Source organism: Pseudomonas fluorescens group sp. PF-69, from assembly GCF_054481235.1.
The window spans coordinates 4,768,248-4,787,372 of sequence record NZ_JBTMNC010000001.1 but is presented as its reverse complement, the minus strand read 5'-3'; the positions used below and the strand labels follow the sequence as shown (position 1 = coordinate 4,787,372).

Annotated in this window: 14 protein-coding genes; 12 read left to right on the top strand and 2 right to left on the bottom strand. The window is 61.2% G+C overall.

Features of this window, described 5'->3' with window-relative positions; genetic code table 11:
* Positions 1 to 74: 74 nt before the first annotated feature.
* Both ACX3YF_RS22545 and ACX3YF_RS22540 read right to left on the bottom strand, forming a co-directional pair.
* Positions 75 to 518: a GNAT family N-acetyltransferase gene (locus tag ACX3YF_RS22545; protein ID WP_458974287.1), complete on the bottom strand. Its 444-nt coding sequence runs from the start codon at positions 516 to 518 to the stop codon at positions 75 to 77.
* Positions 518 to 1,276, bottom strand: a complete 759-nt coding sequence (locus ACX3YF_RS22540) for a carbon-nitrogen hydrolase family protein (protein WP_458974286.1) — start codon at positions 1,274 to 1,276, stop codon at positions 518 to 520. Before ACX3YF_RS22540 ends, ACX3YF_RS22545 begins: the two co-directional genes overlap by 1 nt.
* Positions 1,277 to 1,901: 625 nt before the next feature.
* On the opposite strand from ACX3YF_RS22540, the gene ACX3YF_RS22535 reads away from it, so the two are divergent.
* From ACX3YF_RS22535 to ACX3YF_RS22480, 12 genes are all read left to right on the top strand, one after another.
* Positions 1,902 to 2,990, top strand: a complete 1,089-nt coding sequence (locus tag ACX3YF_RS22535) for a 3-deoxy-7-phosphoheptulonate synthase (RefSeq protein WP_288097680.1) — start codon at positions 1,902 to 1,904, stop codon at positions 2,988 to 2,990.
* A 287-nt stretch (positions 2,991 to 3,277) separates the two neighbouring features.
* Positions 3,278 to 4,159, top strand: a complete 882-nt coding sequence (locus ACX3YF_RS22530; protein WP_458974285.1) for an esterase/lipase family protein — start codon at positions 3,278 to 3,280, stop codon at positions 4,157 to 4,159.
* A gap of 106 nt (positions 4,160 to 4,265) precedes the next feature.
* A complete protein-coding gene (locus tag ACX3YF_RS22525; RefSeq protein WP_047529711.1) occupies positions 4,266 to 4,547 on the top strand; it encodes a peptidylprolyl isomerase in 282 nt (93 codons plus the stop codon).
* 134 nt (positions 4,548 to 4,681) lie between these two features.
* Entirely contained in the window at positions 4,682 to 6,550 is a 1,869-nt protein-coding gene (locus ACX3YF_RS22520) for an extracellular solute-binding protein (protein ID WP_448646693.1), read from the top strand.
* Entirely contained in the window at positions 6,550 to 7,611 is a 1,062-nt protein-coding gene (locus tag ACX3YF_RS22515; protein WP_288097689.1) for a microcin C ABC transporter permease YejB, read from the top strand. The genes ACX3YF_RS22520 and ACX3YF_RS22515 overlap by 1 nt, the downstream gene beginning before the upstream one ends.
* A complete protein-coding gene (locus ACX3YF_RS22510; RefSeq protein WP_130204043.1) occupies positions 7,611 to 8,633 on the top strand; it encodes an ABC transporter permease in 1,023 nt (340 codons plus the stop codon). Before ACX3YF_RS22515 ends, ACX3YF_RS22510 begins: the two co-directional genes overlap by 1 nt.
* 13 nt (positions 8,634 to 8,646) lie before the next feature.
* Positions 8,647 to 10,224: an ABC transporter ATP-binding protein gene (locus ACX3YF_RS22505; protein WP_458974284.1), complete on the top strand. Its 1,578-nt coding sequence runs from the start codon at positions 8,647 to 8,649 to the stop codon at positions 10,222 to 10,224.
* 135 nt (positions 10,225 to 10,359) lie between these two features.
* On the top strand, positions 10,360 to 11,775 hold the full coding sequence (locus ACX3YF_RS22500) for a sigma-54 interaction domain-containing protein (RefSeq protein WP_458974283.1): 1,416 nt from the start codon (positions 10,360 to 10,362) through the stop codon (positions 11,773 to 11,775).
* 288 nt (positions 11,776 to 12,063) lie between these two features.
* Complete coding sequence (locus ACX3YF_RS22495) at positions 12,064 to 13,455, top strand: GntP family permease (RefSeq protein ID WP_090462260.1); 1,392 nt, start codon at positions 12,064 to 12,066, stop codon at positions 13,453 to 13,455.
* 7 nt (positions 13,456 to 13,462) lie between these two features.
* The gene (locus ACX3YF_RS22490; RefSeq protein WP_130204047.1) at positions 13,463 to 14,236 is read left to right on the top strand and encodes a 3-hydroxybutyrate dehydrogenase; all 774 of its coding nucleotides are present in this window, start codon (positions 13,463 to 13,465) and stop codon (positions 14,234 to 14,236) included.
* A gap of 83 nt (positions 14,237 to 14,319) precedes the next feature.
* A complete protein-coding gene (locus ACX3YF_RS22485; RefSeq protein ID WP_458974282.1) occupies positions 14,320 to 16,275 on the top strand; it encodes an acetoacetate--CoA ligase in 1,956 nt (651 codons plus the stop codon).
* 288 nt (positions 16,276 to 16,563) lie between these two features.
* On the top strand, positions 16,564 to 19,101 hold the full coding sequence (locus ACX3YF_RS22480; RefSeq protein WP_130204049.1) for a PAS domain-containing hybrid sensor histidine kinase/response regulator: 2,538 nt from the start codon (positions 16,564 to 16,566) through the stop codon (positions 19,099 to 19,101).
* The last annotated feature ends 24 nt before the right edge of the window (positions 19,102 to 19,125 follow it).

Below are 19,125 nucleotides of genomic sequence, written 5' to 3'. Positions count from 1 at the left end.
CAACTGGCAGACCTAGCGGCAAGCGCCATATAAAAAGTTTCAATACATCTTGAAAGGCTTGTGGCAAGCGTGTTTCAGCGATGCGAACCCTCAACATCGCGCTGCATTCTCAGGAAACACTCGTCCGCGCCCACCACCTGTAGGCCCTTTCTTTCATACAAGGCTCGCGCCGGATTATTTTCAAACACTGTCAAACGCAATGCCGGGCGTCGTTCCTGGCGAACCATGGCCAATACCTGATCGATCACCCAGGAACCGGCCCCCTGCCCTCGGCATGCTTCGACGATGTGCAGTTCGCGGATGTACAGGGCCCGGGGATCCCGACTCAGACTGACATACCCCACTCGACTGTCATCACGCATGATGATCCGGTTTTCACGCCCCACCCAGGCGACGTCGAACGCCTCGTCCTGCCATAACAGGTCGTATCGAATGTAATAGCGCAGCATGTTCCTGCAGGTCAGTTCGCGCGCGAAATCGAGATCACCCTCCGTCGCCGCGCACCATTCGAAGCCCATCAAACCTCCCTGACCGGCACGATTTGTCCGTTCCATCCGTCAGTATCGCGTCGAGCAACGACCATCAAGTCACCGGCACCCGGTGGAACTGCAATCAAGGAGCCGCCCGCCGACCAGATTGCGCTGCGCCCCGCCGACTCCCAACCTCCCGTGGCGCCTCCGTGGTTCGCCATCAGCACGACCATCGAATGGGTTTGCGCATAACCTTTCAACAACGCCGTATCCGGGCCATAACCCTTTTCGGTGATCAACACTCCGGCCGCGTACACGTCAGCCCCTTGCTGTGCTGCCGCAGCGGCATGGGAGGCATGGGTAAAGTCTGCACACACCGCCAGGGCGACCGTATCGGCACCGACAAGCAGCGTCTTGCCGCCATATCCGGGTGCGAATGCGACCTCTTCTCCCGGGTGCAAATGCTGCTTGCTATAGACCCCGAGTGAACCGTCGGCGCCCAGTACAAGCGCTCCGATCAATACGGGAGCAGCGTCAGACAGACGTATCGGCATCCCGACCACCGTCGTCACCCCGACTTCCTGCGCAAAATCACGCAGCGGTTGCAGCACGGCAGCCTCCGGCGCGAGCGCCAACTGTGCTGCGAGTCCGCGCTCGTAACCGGTCAACGACAACTCAGGGAACACCAGCAATTGCACGCCATGCTCGGCTGCCACCTGCATGAAGCGTTGATGCCGGGCGATATTGCCGGCAAGGTCGCCGGCAATGGAAGACGATTGGGCGGCGGCGATGATCAGAGGCGGCATGTTCCGTCCTTGTGACGTGATGTATTCGGAAACGCAGAGTGTGTCACAACCTCCAAGGTGCTCAACTGATTGAGAATGCCCTGAATCATCGATAGCAATTTCTGATTGAATCCTTGTACCTGGCTCGAGTAAGCTCGGACCATCCATCGGAGATACACCATGATCAACACCCTCTCACCGCTTCCTACCGCCAGCGCCCCGCGCTCGGTTGCGGCTGCCCGGGTGAGCGACATTTGTGCTCCGGTCAGCTTTTATTTTGGGTATTGGTTTAGCCACTGGCGCGCCTGATACCCACCCGGCGCCCACTTTAAACGGGTCGCCACCAGAGAATTCTCAACCCCCGGTCGGCCTCCCGACCGGGGGTTTTGTTTTTTCAGCACCTGACATTTTCTGCGACACACCAGACATCTTGAGGATCAACGCAATGAACTACGCCACTTATTACCGTTACGACAGTTTTACCGCCTGGCGATTTACCACCCTCCGCTCGGGACAGCCTGCCGCCTCCGATCGGTCACCCACAGGTGGCAAGCACACACACGTAGCCAATCCGGCCAATTGTCGAACACCCCAGTAGGGCCGAGTGCGCGGGAACGAACCCGCCGCCTGCCCAGGAAGCCTGAACATGAACTCGTCCGTCTCTGCTCTGCCACTGTCCACCCTGAGTCCTGCCAACGAAGCGCTGACCCTGCGCCTGCCAAGCTCGTTGCAACTCAAACAGCAATTGCCACTGACCAACGCCCTGACCCAGCAAGTCGCTGCTCATCGCCAGGCTGTTCGGGCGATCCTCAACGGTGAAGACTCCCGTCTGCTGGTCATCGTCGGCCCCTGCTCGATCCACGATCCTAAGTCCGCGCTCGAATACGCCGGCAACCTGGCTCAACTCGCCGCCGAAGTCAGCGACGACATGCTCTTGGTGATGCGTGCCTACGTCGAAAAACCTCGCACCACCGTCGGCTGGAAAGGCCTGGCTTATGATCCGCACCTGGATGGCAGCGACGACATGGCAGGCGGCCTGACCCTGTCCCGCGAACTGATGCGCGAAATGCTCCTCATGGGTTTGCCGGTTGCCACCGAGTTGCTGCAACCCATGGCTGCCGGTTACTTCGACGACCTGCTGAGCTGGGTGGCCATCGGCGCCCGAACCACCGAGTCACAGATCCATCGCGAAATGGCCAGCGGCCTGGGCATGCCGGTCGGTTTCAAGAACGGCACCGACGGCGGGGTCGGGGTCGCCAGTGACGCCATGCGCTCGGCCGCACATCCGCACCGCCATTTCGGCGTCGATAGCCAAGGGCATCCGGCGATCATCCAGACCCCGGGCAATGCGGACACTCACCTGGTGTTGCGCGGCGGTCATGGCGGGCCGAACTACGACCGGGCCAGCGTCGCCAAAGTGCACGGCGATTTGACCCGGCTGAAGATCCCGGCACGGATCATGGTCGACTGCAGCCACGCCAACAGCGGCAAAGATCCGCTGCGCCAACCGGCGGTGTTCAACGATGTGCTCGAACAGCGCCTGCAAGGCGATCGCTCGCTGATCGGCATGATGATCGAAAGTCACTTGTTCGAAGGCTGCCAGCCGCTGAGCCCGACGCTGAAATACGGCATGTCGATCACCGACGGCTGCCTGGGCTGGGCCGGCACGCAAGCGTTGCTGCGTCAGGCCGCAGAGCGCCTGCGCGTACAACGCAGCATTCCACAACCGGTATGACCCCGACTCACCGACCGTCTTCACCCGGGGACTGGTCGGCGGTTGGAACCTTTCAGATTTAGCGGAAAAATGGCCTACATAAAGTAGGCCATTTGTTGATTTACACTCAGCAGACACTGAAATGCTCTCCGGACATTCCGATCAAGACTTCATTCACATCCGAGTTCTCTCACTGTTTCTAGCCCGTTTTCATCGGGATACAGCGGCTTTTTCATACATCGCGCGGCCGTCGGAGTGCTTTAGAGTGAGGCACGACACACCTCCCTGAACGGCTGAAAGGAATGAACATGCAAAGGAATGCAAACACTCAATATCCAATCCTGCTGGTCCACGGGCTTTTCGGTTTTGACCGAATCGGCACCTTCGAGCTCTTCCACGACATCAAACAGGCCTTGCGCAGTGCGGGTGCCAAGGTGTTCGTGCCACACCTGTCGGCGACCCACAGCAACGAAACGCGGGGCGAGCAGCTACTGGCGCAGATCGAACGGGTTCTGGAAGGGACCGGCGCGAATAAAGTCAACCTGATCGGTCATAGCCAGGGGGCACTCGCCGCCCGGTATGCGGGAGCGGTTGCTCCACAGTGCGTGGCCTCGGTGACGTCTGTCAGCGGGCCGAACCATGGCTCGGAACTGGCTGACTTCCTGCGCAAGGCGCTGACACCCGGAGGTCTGCCGGAACACGTGGCGGAAACGGTCGCGACCCTGTTCGCAGACTTCCTCTCGTTACTCAGCGGTCATCGTCATCTGCCCCAAAATGCCATCGCCGCGCTGAACGCCCTGAGCACCGAGGGCGTGAGCCACTTCAATGAAAAGTACCCTCAAGGCCTACCGAAAACCTGGGGTGGCAAGGGGCGGGAACTGGTCAACGGCGTTCGCTATTACTCCTGGAGCGGTATCCTGCAGACCAGCATTCTGGACGACGGGTTGGAGGCACTCGATCCGCTGCATGGCTTTTTGCGTGCATTTTCCCAGTATTTCACCACTGAAGCGCAGCAGAACGATGGCATGGTCGGTCGATACAGCTCCCATCTGGGCACCGTCATCCGGTCCGACTATGCACTCGATCATCTCGGCACACTCCAGGCGCCGGCCGTTCAACTTGCCAAAAAGGTCGACCCGATCGACCTGTATGTGCGGCATGCCGAACGCCTGAAAAAAGCCGGTCTTTGATAGGACTCTCACTGTTCCGGCCCTTTGGAACGGAACTTTGAGGAGAAATAGCCCACCGAATCCGGTAGGCTCAGCACTTTGCCGAATATTGAAAGGAGTATTTCCCATGGCTAAAGCCACTGCCCGCCACATCCTTGTTGCCAGCGAAGCCAAGTGCAACGAACTCAAGGCCCAGATCGAGGCTGGCGCAGATTTCGCCGAAATCGCCAAAGCCAACTCCACCTGCCCTTCCAGCCGCCAGGGCGGTGACCTGGGTTCGTTCGGTCCGGGCCAGATGGTCAAGGAATTCGACACCGTAGTGTTCAGCGCACCGATCAACGTGGTGCAAGGTCCGGTCAAGACCCAGTTCGGTTACCACCTGCTGGAAGTGACCAGCCGTCAGGACTGATCGACGCCTGTGTTTTGCGCACAACGGCCCGCCTTTTGGTGGGCCGTTGTGTTTCAGATACGCAATAGGCTGGCGAGGGACGCGCCGCTAGCGTACAAATTGTCGTTAACGACCACCCGGCTCTAAGGCTGACAATGCGACTGGCTTTCCCGACTTTATTCTTCACTGCCGTGGCCCTGATTTCAGGCGCCGCCGGTGTGAATGCCGCCCCGCAACATGCGTTGACCGTCTATGGCGAACCGGCCAAATACCCTGCCGGTTTCAGCCACTTTGCCTACACCAATGCACAAGCCCCCAAGGGCGGCACGATGCGTCGCTCGGCGATCGAAATCGGGCACTTCGATCACGTATTGCCATATATCGACAAAGGCATTGGCGTCACGCAGATTGACGGCCTGATCTACTCGCCGCTGGCCCAGCGCTCGCTGGATGAGCCCTATACCGTATACGGCCTGGTGGCGCGGCAGATGGAACGCTCCGATGACGGCTTGTCACTGCGCTTCTACCTGAACCCCAAGGCGCGTTTCGCCGATGGCAAGCCGATCACTGCCGAAGACGTGCGCTACACCTTCGATCTGTTGATGACCCAGGGCAGTCTGCGCTATCGCACTCAATTCGCTGACGTCAAAGGCGTCGAAGTCGAGGCGCCATTGACCATTCGCTTCGACTTCAAGACCAACGAAAACCGTACCCTGCCGCTGGACATCGCGACTCTGCCGGTGTTTCCCGAGCACTGGTGGAAGACCCGCGACTTCGCCGGTGGCGGCGGTTACGAACCCCCACTGGGCAGCGGGCCCTACAAGGTCAGCAAGGTCGACTCCGGGCGCAGCATCACCTTCGAGCGCAATCCCGACTGGTGGGGCAAGGACCTGCCGGTCAGCCGCGGCCTCTACAACTTCGATCATTTCAGCATCGAGTACTTCGGCGATACCGACGTGGCACGCCAGGTGCTGCGCGGGGGAGCCTATGATTACAATCGCGAGTTTTCCGCCACCGGTTACTCCATCGGTTATGAGAGCCCGGCCCTGAGCGACGGTCGACTGCAAAAAGCGCATCTGGCGACCGATGCGCCGCAACCGAGCCAGGGTTTTGTGTTCAACCTGCAAAAGCCCATGTTTCAGGATCGCCGGGTGCGTCAGGCACTGGCCATGCTCTGGGATTTCGAATGGAGCAACCGGCAGATGATGCGCAACATGTACATCCGCCAGCAAAGTTTCTTTTCCAACACCGACCTCGCGGCCCGGCAACTGCCGGATGCCGGCGAGCGAGCGATTCTTGAACCGCTTCGCGGGCAGATTCCCGACGAAGTATTCACCACTGTGTTCGAAGCCCCCAAAACCGACGGCAGTGGCGTGATCCGCGACAAGCAGTTGCAGGCCCTGGACCTGTTGGAACAGGCCGGCTGGAAACCGGATGGCGATCAATTGGTCAACGCCGACGGAGATCCGCTGAGCTTCACTTTCCTGGTCAGCCAGAACGGCATGGACCGATTGCTGCTGCCCTACAAGCGCACCCTGAAACAGATCGGCATCGACATGAATATCCGCCGCATCGATTCCTCGCAGTACGTCAATCGTCTGATGAGCCGCGACTACGACATGATCGTCACCGGCTACCCGGTCACCACGTCTCCGGGAGGCGAACTGCTCAACTATTTCGGTTCGGCGGCAGCCACTGACCCGGGCTCCAACAATTACATGGTCCTGAAGAATCCGGCCATCGATACCCTGATCAACGGCCTGGTGCGCGCCAACACCCAGGCCGACATGTTGCGCTACGCCCATGCCCTGGACCGGGTGTTGCAGTGGAACTACTACTGGATTCCCAACTACTACCCGCCGGGCACCTCCACCGTGTGGTGGAATCGCTTCGGCATGCCCGACGTGCAAGCGAGCAATGACGAAGCCATCGAAAGCTGGTGGGAAGTGAGCACCACGCCCTTGACCAACCAGCAAATGACCGCCGAGCGCATCCGCCGTGGCAAACCCGGAGGGCCACACTGATGTGGACTTACATTCTGCGGCGCCTGCTGCTGATCATTCCGACGCTGGTGATCATCCTGCTGGTCAACTTCGTGATCGTCCAGGCCGCACCCGGTGGCCCGGTGGAACAGGCCATCGCCCATTTGCAAGGCATCGGCGGCGTCAGTGTCGGCGGCGGCTCCAGCGAAGCCATGAGCGGCAGTTCCCGGGCCAGTCGCGGGCTCGACCCACAACTGATCAAGGACATCGAAAAGCAATACGGCTTCGACAAACCGGCCCACGAACGCCTGTGGCTGATGCTCACCAGCTACGCACGCCTGGATTTCGGCAAGAGCTTCTTCCGTGGCGCCACCGTCACCGACCTGATCCTGGAAAAAATGCCGGTGACCATTTCCCTCGGGCTCTGGGCGACGCTGATAACTTATCTGGTGTCGATCCCGCTGGGGATCCGCAAGGCCGTGCACCACGGCAGCCATTTCGATATCTGGAGCAGCACCGCGATCATCATCGGCTATGCGATGCCGGCGTTCCTGTTCGCGATGTTCCTGATCGTGGTGTTCGCCGGGGGTACGTCGCTGAACTGGTTCCCGGTGCGCGGGCTGGTCTCGGACAACTTCGAGTCACTGTCGACCCTGGGCAAGGTCGTCGACTACTTCTGGCACCTCGTGCTGCCGGTGACGGCGCTGGTAATCGGCGGGTTCGCGACCCTGACGATCCTGACCAAGAACTCGTTCCTCAATGAAATCACCCGCCAGTACGTGGTCACCGCCCGTGCCAAGGGCTTGAGCGAACGCCGCGTGCTGTACGGCCACGTGTTCCGCAATGCGATGCTGCTGGTGGTGTCGGGGATTCCCCAGGCATTTATCAGCGTGTTTTTTGCCGGTTCGCTGTTGATCGAGGTGATTTTCTCCCTCGACGGCCTGGGCCGCATGAGTTACGAAGCGGCGGTTTCGCGGGACTATCCGGTGGTGTTTGGTTCGCTGTTCATCTTCACCTTGTTCGGCCTGCTGATAAAACTGGTGGGTGACCTGTGCTACACCCTGGTCGACCCGCGTATCGACTTCGCCGCGAGGAACGCCTGATGTTCAAGCTTTCGCCGTTGGGCCGTCGCCGCTTCGAACGCTTCAAGAAAAACCGCCGTGGCTGGTGGTCGCTGTGGCTGTTTGTCGGTCTGTTCATGCTGACCCTGGGCGGCGAACTGATCGCCAACGACAAGCCACTGATCGTCAGCTACCAGGGCTCGTTGTATTTCCCTGCCCTCAAGCGCTACACCGAACAGGCATTCGGCGGGCAACTGCCGTTCCAGGCCGACTACCGCAGCGACTACGTGCAGAACCTGATCAAGAAGGACGGTGGCTGGCTGCTGTTCCCGCCCATTGCGTTCAGTGACGACACGCCGAACTATGACCTGAACAAACCGTCCCCGAGCCCGCCCTCCAGCGTGAACTGGCTGGGCACCGACGATCAGGCGCGGGACGTGATGGCGCGGGTGATTTTCGGCGCGCGAGTGTCGATTCTGTTCGCCTTGATGCTGACCTTCGTCAGCGCGCTGATCGGCATCGCTGCCGGCGCCCTGCAAGGCTATTACGGCGGCTGGGTCGACCTCATCGGTCAACGGCTACTGGAGGTCTGGTCCGGGCTGCCGGTGCTGTACCTGCTGATCATCCTGTCGGGCTTCGTCGAACCGAATTTCTGGTGGTTGCTGGGGATCATGGCGCTGTTTTCCTGGCTGGCCCTGGTGGACGTGGTGCGCGCCGAGTTCCTGCGCGGACGCAACCTTGAATACGTCAAGGCCGCCCGGGCGCTGGGGCTGAGCGATCGCAAGGTGATCGTGCGACATATCCTGCCCAACGCCATGAACGCGACATTGAGCTACCTGCCGTTCATTCTCACCGGGGCCATTTCCACCCTTACCGCGCTGGACTTTCTCGGGTTCGGCATGCCCGCCGGCAGCGCCTCCCTGGGTGAGCTGATCGCTCAGGGCAAACAGAACCTGCAAGCGCCATGGCTGGGGCTGACGGCGTTTTTCACCCTGGCGCTGATTCTTTCGTTATTGGTGTTCATTGGCGAAGCGTTGCGCGACGCCTTCGATCCCCGATCCTGATGCGGATATTGATATGACCAACCTGATCGAAATCCGTGACCTCAGCGTGGCCTTCAGTGGCGAGACCGTGGTGCGCAATCTGTGCCTCGACATCCGCCCCGGCGAATGCCTGGCGCTGGTGGGCGAGTCCGGCTCCGGCAAATCGGTGACCGCCCACTCGATCCTGCAACTGCTGCCCGAGGGCGGCACTGAAAGCCATGGCAGCATTCGCTATCGCGGCCGTGAACTGCTCGACGCTCCGTCCAGCGTATTGCGCGAACTGCGCGGTAACCGGATCGCGATGATCTTCCAGGAGCCGATGACCTCGCTCAATCCGCTGCACAGCATCGAAAAGCAGATCGGTGAAACCCTGCTGGTGCACAAGGGCCTGGCTGGCAAGGCGGCGCAAGCGCGGATTCTGGAGTTGCTGCATCTGGTCGGCATCCAGAAACCCAAGGAGCGGCTCAAGGCTTATCCCCACCAACTGTCCGGCGGCCAGCGTCAACGGGTGATGATCGCCATGGCCCTGGCCTGCGAACCGGAATTGCTGATTGCCGACGAACCCACCACGGCCCTGGATGTGACGGTGCAGCGCAAGATCCTGCTGCTGCTCAAATCCCTGCAACAACGCCTGGGCATGTCGTTGCTGCTGATCAGTCACGACCTCAACCTGGTGCGCAGCATCGCCCAGCGGGTGTGCGTGATGAAGGCCGGCGAAATCGTCGAGCAGGCACCCTGCGAAACGCTGTTCACCGAACCGAAGCACCCTTACAGCTGCGTCCTGCTCAATGCCGAACCGGAAGGCGAAGCCCTGCCCCGGGACGAGCGGGAGAAAGTCCTGGAGGTGGAGGATCTGCGGGTGCAGTTTGCCGTCGGTGGCGGCCTGTTTCAGCGCAAGACTTACCTCAAGGCCGTGGATGGCATCAGCCTGAATGTGCAGCGCGGCAAGACCCTGGGCATCGTTGGCGAATCCGGTTCCGGCAAATCCACCCTCGGCCAGGCCATCCTGCGCCTGCTTGATTCCGAGGGCAGTATTCGCTTTCAGGGCCATGCGTTGAATGGCCTGACTCAGAAACAGCTACGGCCGTGGCGCAAAAAGATGCAGGTGGTGTTCCAGGACCCCTTCGGCAGTCTCAGCCCACGAATGTCCGTGGCACAGATCATCAGTGAAGGCCTGGAAGTCCATAGCCAGTTGAGCCCCGACCAATGCGACGCCGAAGTGATACGGGCGCTGCAGGAAGTCGGCCTCGACCCGCAGAGCCGCCATCGCTATCCCCACGAGTTTTCCGGAGGCCAGCGCCAACGCATTGCCATCGCCCGCGCGCTGGTGCTGAAACCGGCGTTGATCCTGCTGGACGAACCGACCTCGGCCCTGGACCGCACCGTGCAAAAGCAAGTGGTCGCCCTGCTCCGCCAGCTTCAGGAAAAACATGGCCTGACTTATCTGTTCATCAGCCATGACCTGGCAGTGGTCCGTGCCCTGGCGCACGACATGATCGTGGTCAAGGACGGCAAAGTGGTCGAAAGCGGCGCCAGCCACGACGTCTTCGATTCGCCGCAGCACCCGTACACCAAGGAGTTGTTGGCCGCGGCGCATTCGGGGGCGTCATAATCCGGCACATGCCGCTGAACCGCATCGCGGCCATCGCGAGCAGGCTCGCTCCCACAGGGAAATGTATTTCAATGTGGGAGCGAGCCTGCTCGCGATGTGGCCGGCACTGACAACACACCATCAGGACATGCCCCCATGAACACCACCGAAAGCCTCAAGGACTACCAGCGCGTCCGCCTGCTGGCGATCCGCTCATTGTTCGAGATCATCGAACAGTCGAGCGAGGGCACGGTGATTGTCGACCGCGACGCCAATATCGTGTGGATGAACGAGCGCTACGCCAAGCGTTTCGGCCTGCAATCGGCGCAAAACGCGATCGGCAAGGCCTGCGAAAGCGTGATCCCCGGCAGCCTGTTGCGCGAAGTGGTGCGCACCGGACGCCCGATTTTGCTCGACATGCAGGACACCCCCAAGGAGCCGCTGGTGGTCATGCGCCTGCCGATTCAGGACGACGCCGGCGAAGTGATCGGCGCCATCGGCTTTGCCCTGTTCGACGAACTTCGCAGCCTGTCGCCGATGCTCAAGCGCTACATGAGCATGCAGGAAGAACTGGCCTCGACCCGCTCGTTGTTGCGGGCGCGGCAGACCAAATACAACTTCGCCCATTTCATCGGCACCAGCGCCGCCAGCCTGGAAGTCAAACGTCGTGCTCGCCGCAGTGCGAGCACCGACTCGCCGGTGTTGCTGCTGGGTGAAACCGGCACCGGCAAGGAACTGCTGGCCCAGGCGATCCACAATGCTTCGCCGCGCGCGCTCAAGGCGTTTGTCAGTATCAACAGCGCGGCCATCCCCGAATCATTACTGGAAGCGGAATTCTTCGGCACCGCGCCCGGCGCCTTTACCGGCGCCGACCGCAAGGCCCGCGCCGGCAAGTTGCAGATCGCCCAGGGCGGGACGCTGTTTCTCGACGAGATCGGTGACATGCCCCTGCCGCTGCAAAGCAAATTGCTGCGGGTGTTGCAGGAAAAGGAGTTCGAACCGGTAGGTTCCAACGACGTGATCCAGAGCGATGTGCGCGTGATCGCCGCGACTTCAACCGATCTGGAGGCCGCGATCAAACGCGGCGAATTTCGCGCTGACTTGTATTACCGCCTCAACGTCCTGCCCATTCAGGTTCCGCCGCTGCGCGACCGCCTCGACGACCTGCCCGCCCTCAGCGAAGCGATTCTTGAAGAGCTGCGCAGCCAGCACGAACTCAACGGCGAGGCACTGGCGCTACTGGGGCAGCATGCCTGGCCGGGGAACATTCGCGAACTGCGCAACGTGCTGGAACGGGCCGCGTTGCTCAGTGACGACCTGCGGCTCACGGTGGCGGATATCCGCGCGGCCATCGGGACGTTTACACCCGTGCAGCGCATGGCACCGACGCAATTCGAACCGGTGGAGCACGAGACCTTCAGCGCTGCCCGGGCACGCTTCGATCGGCAATTGATCGAAACCACCCTGGCGCAATGCGGGGGCAAGGTGATTGAAGCGGCGGCGCGACTGGGGCTGGGTCGGTCGACGCTGTACAAGAAGATGCTGGCGTTGGGAATTGCAGAGTCTCTATAAAGAGACATGGATCTCCATTGTTAGACAGGCCATTGCGGGCACGCTCGCTCCCACAGGTTTATTGGATCGCCTGCAAAAAATTCGGCCAACTGTGGGAGCGAGCTTGCTCGCGATGAGGCCGGCCCAGCAAACAAAAGTCTCAATATAGAGACAAAATCCTGGACCCACCCCAAGAAAATCTAAATATTCCCTTATATTTCAGATACTTAACTATCTGGCACACAATTCGCTACAGCGCTCTCCTACAAAAGATCCACCCTACAAAAATAACAACCCAGGAGACACACCATGAGTGTGATCATTGCCTTGGCAGCCCTCGCGCTGTTGATGCTGGCTGCTTACCGTGGCTACAGCGTTATCCTTTTTGCCCCGATCGCCGCCCTCGGCGCCGTTCTGCTCACCGACCCCTCTGCTGTTGCGCCTGCTTTCACCGGCGTGTTCATGGAGAAAATGGTCGGCTTCATCAAACTGTATTTCCCGGTGTTCCTGCTCGGTGCCGTGTTCGGCAAGCTGATCGAGCTGTCGGGTTTCTCGCGCTCGATCGTCGCCGCTGCCATTCGCTTGCTCGGCACCCGCCAGGCGATGCTGGTGATCGTGCTGGTTTGCGCCTTGCTCACTTACGGCGGCGTGTCGCTGTTTGTGGTGGTGTTCGCGGTGTACCCGTTTGCCGCTGAAATGTTCCGCCAGAGCAACATCCCCAAGCGCCTGATTCCGGCGACGATTGCCCTCGGCGCGTTCTCCTTCACGATGGACGCCTTGCCCGGCACTCCGCAGATCCAGAACATCATTCCCAGCACCTTTTTCAACACCACGGCCTGGGCCGCGCCCTGGCTGGGCGTGATCGGCACGATCTTCGTATTCTGCGCCGGCATGCTGTTCCTGCAGCGCCAGCGCAACAAGGCCCAACGCGCCGGTGAAGGTTATGGCACCGAACTGCGCAACGAGCCGGAAACCGCCGCCGATATCAAGCTGCCCAACCCGTGGATCGCCCTGTCGCCGCTGCTGGCCGTGGGCATCATGAACCTGCTGTTCACCCAGTGGATTCCACAGTGGTACGGCAAGACCCACAGCCTCGCGCTGCCGGGCATGGCCGCGCCGGTGACCACCGACATCGCCAAACTCACGGCGATCTGGGCGGTCCAGGCGGCGCTGCTGGTGGGCATCATCATGGTGCTCGCGTTCGGCTTCCAGGCGATCCGCAGCAAACTCGCCGAAGGCAGCAAAAGCGCGGTCAGTGGTGCGTTGCTGGCGGCGATGAACACCGCGTCGGAATACGGCTTCGGTGCGGTCATCGCGTCCCTGCCCGGCTTCCTGGTCCTGGCCGATTGGCTCAAGAGCATTCCCAACCCGCTGGTCAACGAAGCGATCACCGTGACCCTGCTGGCCGGCATCACCGGTTCCGCCTCGGGTGGCATGAGCATCGCGTTGGCGGCCATGTCCGAACAATTCATCGCTGCGGCCCATGCGGCCAATATCCCGCTGGAAGTGCTGCACCGTGTAGCCGCGATGGCCAGTGGCGGCATGGACACCCTGCCGCACAACGGCGCGGTGATCACCCTGCTCGCAGTCACCGGCCTGACCCACCGCGAGGCTTACAAAGACATTTTCTGTATTACGCTGATCAAGACCCTGGCTGTTTTCGTGGTGATCGGCACTTTCTACGCCACTGGCATTGTGTGAGGTATTCATGACGACTCTTTCGGGCAAGACCGCACTGGTTACCGGCTCCACCAGCGGCATTGGCCTGGGCATTGCCCTCAGCCTGGCCAAGGCCGGGGCCAACCTGATCCTCAACGGCTTCGGCGATGCCTCCCAAGTGATCGCCGAAGTGGCGCAGTACGGTGGCAAGGTCGGCCATCACCCGGCCGACGTCAGCGACCCGGCACAGATCGCCGAAATGATTGCCTATGCCGAGCGCGAGTTCGGTGGCATCGACATTCTGGTCAACAACGCCGGCATCCAATACGTAGCGCCGGTGGAGGAGTTCCCGGTGGAGCGCTGGGACTCGATCATCGCGATTAACCTGTCGTCGGTGTTCCACAGCACACGCCTGAGCCTGCCGGGCATGCGCGCCAAGGGCTGGGGTCGGGTGATCAACATTGCTTCGGTGCATGGCCTGGTCGGCTCGGTGGGCAAGGCGGCTTATGTCGCGGCCAAGCACGGGGTCATCGGCTTGACCAAGGTGGTCGCCCTGGAAACCGCCACGACCCAAATCACCTGCAACGCCATTTGCCCGGGCTGGGTGCTGACACCGCTGGTGCAGAAGCAGATCGATGACCGCGCCGCTACCGGGATCGACCCGCAACAGGCGCAACATGATCTGCTGGCCGAGAAGCAGCCGTCTCTGGAATTCGTCACGCCGCCGCAACTGGGTGAACTGGTGCTGTTTCTGTGCAGCGAAGCCGGCAGCCAGGTGCGCGGCGCGGCGTGGAACATAGATGGTGGCTGGCTGGCGCAGTAAGCACCGTTGAACCCTTGTGGCGAGAGGACTTGCCCCCTCGCCACAAATGCCCGCTTGAACTCATGAATAAGAAGAGGCAAACCATGTCCGACACCCTCTGGCAACCCAGTGCGGAACGCATCGGCAAGACCCGCATGGAGGCCTTTCGGCGCTTCATCAATCAGCGACACCACCTGCACATCGATGACTACCCTGCCCTGCACCAATGGTCCATCGATCAACGCGTGGATTTCTGGCAGGCCATCGTCGACTTCTTCGACATCCGCTTCCATCAGCAACCTGACGCGGTGCTGGTAGAAGGCCCGCAAATGCCCGGCGCCCAGTGGTTCCCCGGTGCGACCCTGAACTTCGCCGAGCACCTGTTGCGCCGGCGCGATGATGCCGTGGCCGTGGTGGCCGTGGCAGAAAACGGGCAGCGCGAACACTTGACCTGGGGGGAGCTGGCCGAGCATGTCGCCGGCTTTCAAAACGGCCTGATCGCCGCCGGTGTCGGCCTCGGCGACCGGGTGGCCGCGTGCATGCCCAACACCTGGCAAACATTGGTGGCGATGCTCGCCACCACCAGCCTCGGCGCGATCTGGTCCTGCTCTTCACCGGACTTCGGCACCCAAGGGGTGATCGACCGTTTCGGCCAGATCGAGCCGAAAGTGCTGCTCACCTGCGCCGGCTATCGCTATGCCGGCAAGGAGATCGACCAGACTGTCAAGGTCAACGAAATCCTCGAACGCCTGCCCTCGTTGCAACAGTTGATCGTCGTGCCCTATGCCCGGCCGCAGGCTCACATCGAAGACTTCCGCACGGCGGCCAATGTGACGCTGTGGGACGATTTCTACGACCCCGGTGGCGAGCCGGATTTCGTCGCCGTGCCATTCGCCCATCCGCTGTACATCCTCTATTCCAGCGGCACCACCGGCGTGCCCAAATGCATCATCCACAGCACCGGGGGCGTGTTGCTGCAACACGTGAAGGAGCACGGCTTGCACAGCGATCTCGGCCCCGGCGAACGCCTGTTCTACTACACCACCTGCGGCTGGATGATGTGGAACTGGCTGGTCTCGGCGCTGGCGGTGGGCAGTGCCGTGGTGCTGTACGACGGCTCACCGTTTCATCCCGACCCCGAACGCTTGATCGACCTGATCGACGACGAGCGCATCAGCGTTTTCGGCACCAGCCCCAAGTACCTCGCCACACTGGAAGCCAGCGGCGTCAAACCCCGGCAAAGCCATGACCTGAGCAGCCTGAAAACCCTGCTTTGCACCGGTTCCGCGCTTTCACCGCAGAGTTACGACTACGTCTACCGTGACCTCAAGGCTGACGTGTGCCTGGCCTCGATGTCGGGCGGCACCGATATCGTCTCCTGCTTTGTCAACGGCAACCCGTTGCAACCGGTGCGTCGCGGTGAAATGCAAGGCAAGAGCCTGGGCATGGCGGTTGAAGTGTGGAACGAGGACGGCCGACCGGTCATTGGTGAAAAAGGCGAGTTGGTGTGCGTCCGGCACTTCCCGGCGATGCCCATTGGCTTGTGGAACGACCCCGACGGCGAAAAGCTGCGGGCGTCGTATTTCAGTCAGTTCCCTGGCGTCTGGGCCCAAGGCGATTACGCCGAACAACTGCCCCACGGCGCGATGATGATCCACGGCCGCTCCGACGCCGTGCTCAACCCCGGCGGCGTGCGCATCGGCACGGCGGAAATCTACCGCCAGGTGGAAAAAATCCCGCAGGTGCTCGACAGCGTGGCCATCGGTCAGCAGTGGCAGGATGACGTGCGGGTGGTGCTGTTCGTGCGACTGCGTGAAGGCGTTGAACTGGACGAAGCGCTGCAACAACAGATTCGCCAGACCATTCGCGCCAACACCACGCCACGCCATGTGCCGGCAAAGATCGTCGCGGTCACGGACATCCCCCGGACCATCAGCGGCAAAATCGTCGAATTGGCAGTGCGCAATGTGGTGCATGGGCAAACAGTGAAGAACACCGATGCGCTGGCCAACCCCGGGGCATTGGAGCAATTCCGCGACCGCCCGGAACTGCGGGACTAAGGTATTCCACTGCAGGAGCGACCCTGCTCGCGATGACGGTACGTCAATGTTGACGGTGCCACCCACATCGCGGGCAAGCCCGCTCCCACAGGGTTTGCTTGTCAGATGCAACATTCGCGTAAAGATTGGCCAGTTGTCTTAATACGCGTTGATGCCCATAGCAAAAAACACCTACGAAGCATTCAATGGATAAAATGACCCGGACCTCCGAAATGCCGGGGCATCCAGCGTTTGCCGCTCAGCCAGTTGAGTAGACGCCGTCATACCGACTTGATGCAGGACACCTAGATGAACGCCTCACCGACCGGCAGCGATGCCCAGGCCTTGATTGCCAGACTGGACTGGGAAAGCAGCCCGCTGGGCTCTGCCAGCACCTGGCCGCAGAGCCTGCGAACCGCCGTGGACATTGTGATTCATTCACCGATGCCGATGCTGTTGCTCTGGGGCGAGCAGCTGACGCAGATCTACAACGACGGCTTCGCCCTGCTCGCCGGCAGCAAGCATCCGTACGCTTTCGGACAGCCGACACACCTTATCTGGCCAGAGTTAAAGGACTTTACCGATCCGATTTACAAAGCCGTCCTGCAAGGGCAAGTGCGGACCTACAGCGAACAACGCTTCACCCTGCAGCGCGACGGCAAGGATTCCGACTTCTGGCTCGATCTGACCTACAGCCCCATTCGCGACGAAAGCGCCGAGGTGGCCGGGATTCTGGTCACCGCCATCGAAACCAACGAACGCCGTCGAATCGCCCTCGAACTGGAACAGCGTTCCGCCGCCAGCCTCAAGGCTCAACAGGAAACCGAGGAACGCCTGCAACTGGCCCTCGCCGCCACCGACACGGTCGGCACCTGGGACTGGGACATCAGCGAGGACCGCTTCCTGGCTGACGCCCATTTCGCCCAATTGCATGGCATCGACCCGGCCATGGCCAGCCAGTTGCCGATCACCGAGTACCTTCACGGCGTGCACCCGGAAGACCGTGCCCTGATCGCCCGCAGCATCAAGCATTGCATCGCCCATGGCACCGAATACGCCGAGGAATACCGCCTGCTGCAACCCGATGGCGAGTTGCGCTGGGTGTTTGCCCGCGGTCGTTGCTACAAGGACCACCATGGCCGGCCAATCCGCTTCCTGGGTGCCGCCCTGGACCTCACCGAGCGCAAAAACACCGAGCAGGCCCTGCGCCAGAGCCAGACCGAGCTGCAACTGATCATCAACGCCATGCCGATCCTGATCAGCTATGTCGACCGCGAGGAACGCTTTCGCCTGAACAACGCCGCGTATCTGGACTGGTACGGCCTGACACCCCAGGAGCTCTACGGCCGGACCGTTCGAGAGGTGTTGGGCGACGAGGCCTACGCCTTGCGCGCCGGGTACATCGCCGAAGCCCTGTCCGGCAGGCCCTGCTGTTTCAGCATCAAGACGCCGCACCGTGACGGGAGCATCCGTCATGCACTGATGAACTATTTGCCGCGCCACGGTGCAGACGGCGCGGTGAACGGTTTCTACATCTTCGTGATCGACGAAACCGAGCGCAAACAGACCGAAGAAGCGCTGCGCAACCTCAATGAAACCCTCGAAGAACGGGTTAGCGCCCGAACCCGGCAACTGGCCGAGGCCAACGAAAAGCTGCTGAACGAGATGTTCGAACGCGAGCGCGCCGAAGAAGCCCTGCGCCATGCACAGAAAATGGAAGCGGTGGGCCAGCTCACCGGCGGCATTGCCCATGACTTCAACAACATGCTCACGGGAATTATCGGCAGCCTCGACCTGATGCAACGCTACATCGCCGACGGCCGCGCCGCCGAGATCGCCCGTTTCACCGAGGCAGCGGTGTCCTCGGCCAACCGCGCCGCCGCCCTGACCCATCGTCTGCTGGCGTTCTCCAGGCGTCAGTCGCTGGATCGCAAACCGCTGAACGCCAACGACCTGATTCACTCCCTGGAAGACCTGTTCCGCCGCACCAAGGGCGACCATATCGAGCTCAAGCTGCGCCTGGCCAAAGACGTCTGGACGGTCAGTACTGACGTCAGCCAACTGGAAAACGCCCTGCTCAATCTGGTGATCAACGCCCGGGACGCCATGCCCGATGGTGGCGAGTTGTGCATTGAAACCGCCAACGTCTACCTCGACGGCAGCGACATCACCACCCTGGAACCGGTCAAGGCCGGGGATTACCTGATGATCGCCGTCAGCGACAACGGCACGGGCATGACACCGAAGATCCTGGCCAAGGCCTTCGATCCGTTCTTCACCACCAAACCCATTGGCCAGGGCACCGGGCTGGGCCTGTCGATGATTTATGGTTTCGCCCAGCAGTCCGGTGGCCATGTGACCCTGTTCAGCATGCCCGGCCAGGGCACCAGCGTGCGCTTGTACCTGCCGCGCCTGCACGGCGTTGAACCGCAAGACGTGTTATCGCCGGTCATCAGCGAGGCGCCCTCGGCCATTGCCGGTGAAACCGTGGTCCTGGTGGAAGACGACCCGGCCGTACGCATGCTGGTGTTCGACCTGCTCAAGGAGCTCGGCTATCACGCCTACGAAGCCGAAGACGCAAAGAGCGCCCTGCCCCTGCTCGAATCCGGACTGCGGGTCGATCTGCTGGTGACGGATGTCGGCTTGCCCGGCATGAATGGCCGGCAACTGGCGGAAATTGCCCGTCAGCACCGGCCTCAACTCAAAGTGCTGTTCATGACCGGTTACGCGGAAAAAGCCGCCGAGCGTCAGGGGTTTCTCGAGGAAGGCATGGACATGGTGGCCAAACCGTTTTCCATTGATCTGTTGGCCAACAAGATTCGCACGATGATCGGCCAACCGCAGTGAGTTAGGGCATAATCGCGCGCCCCG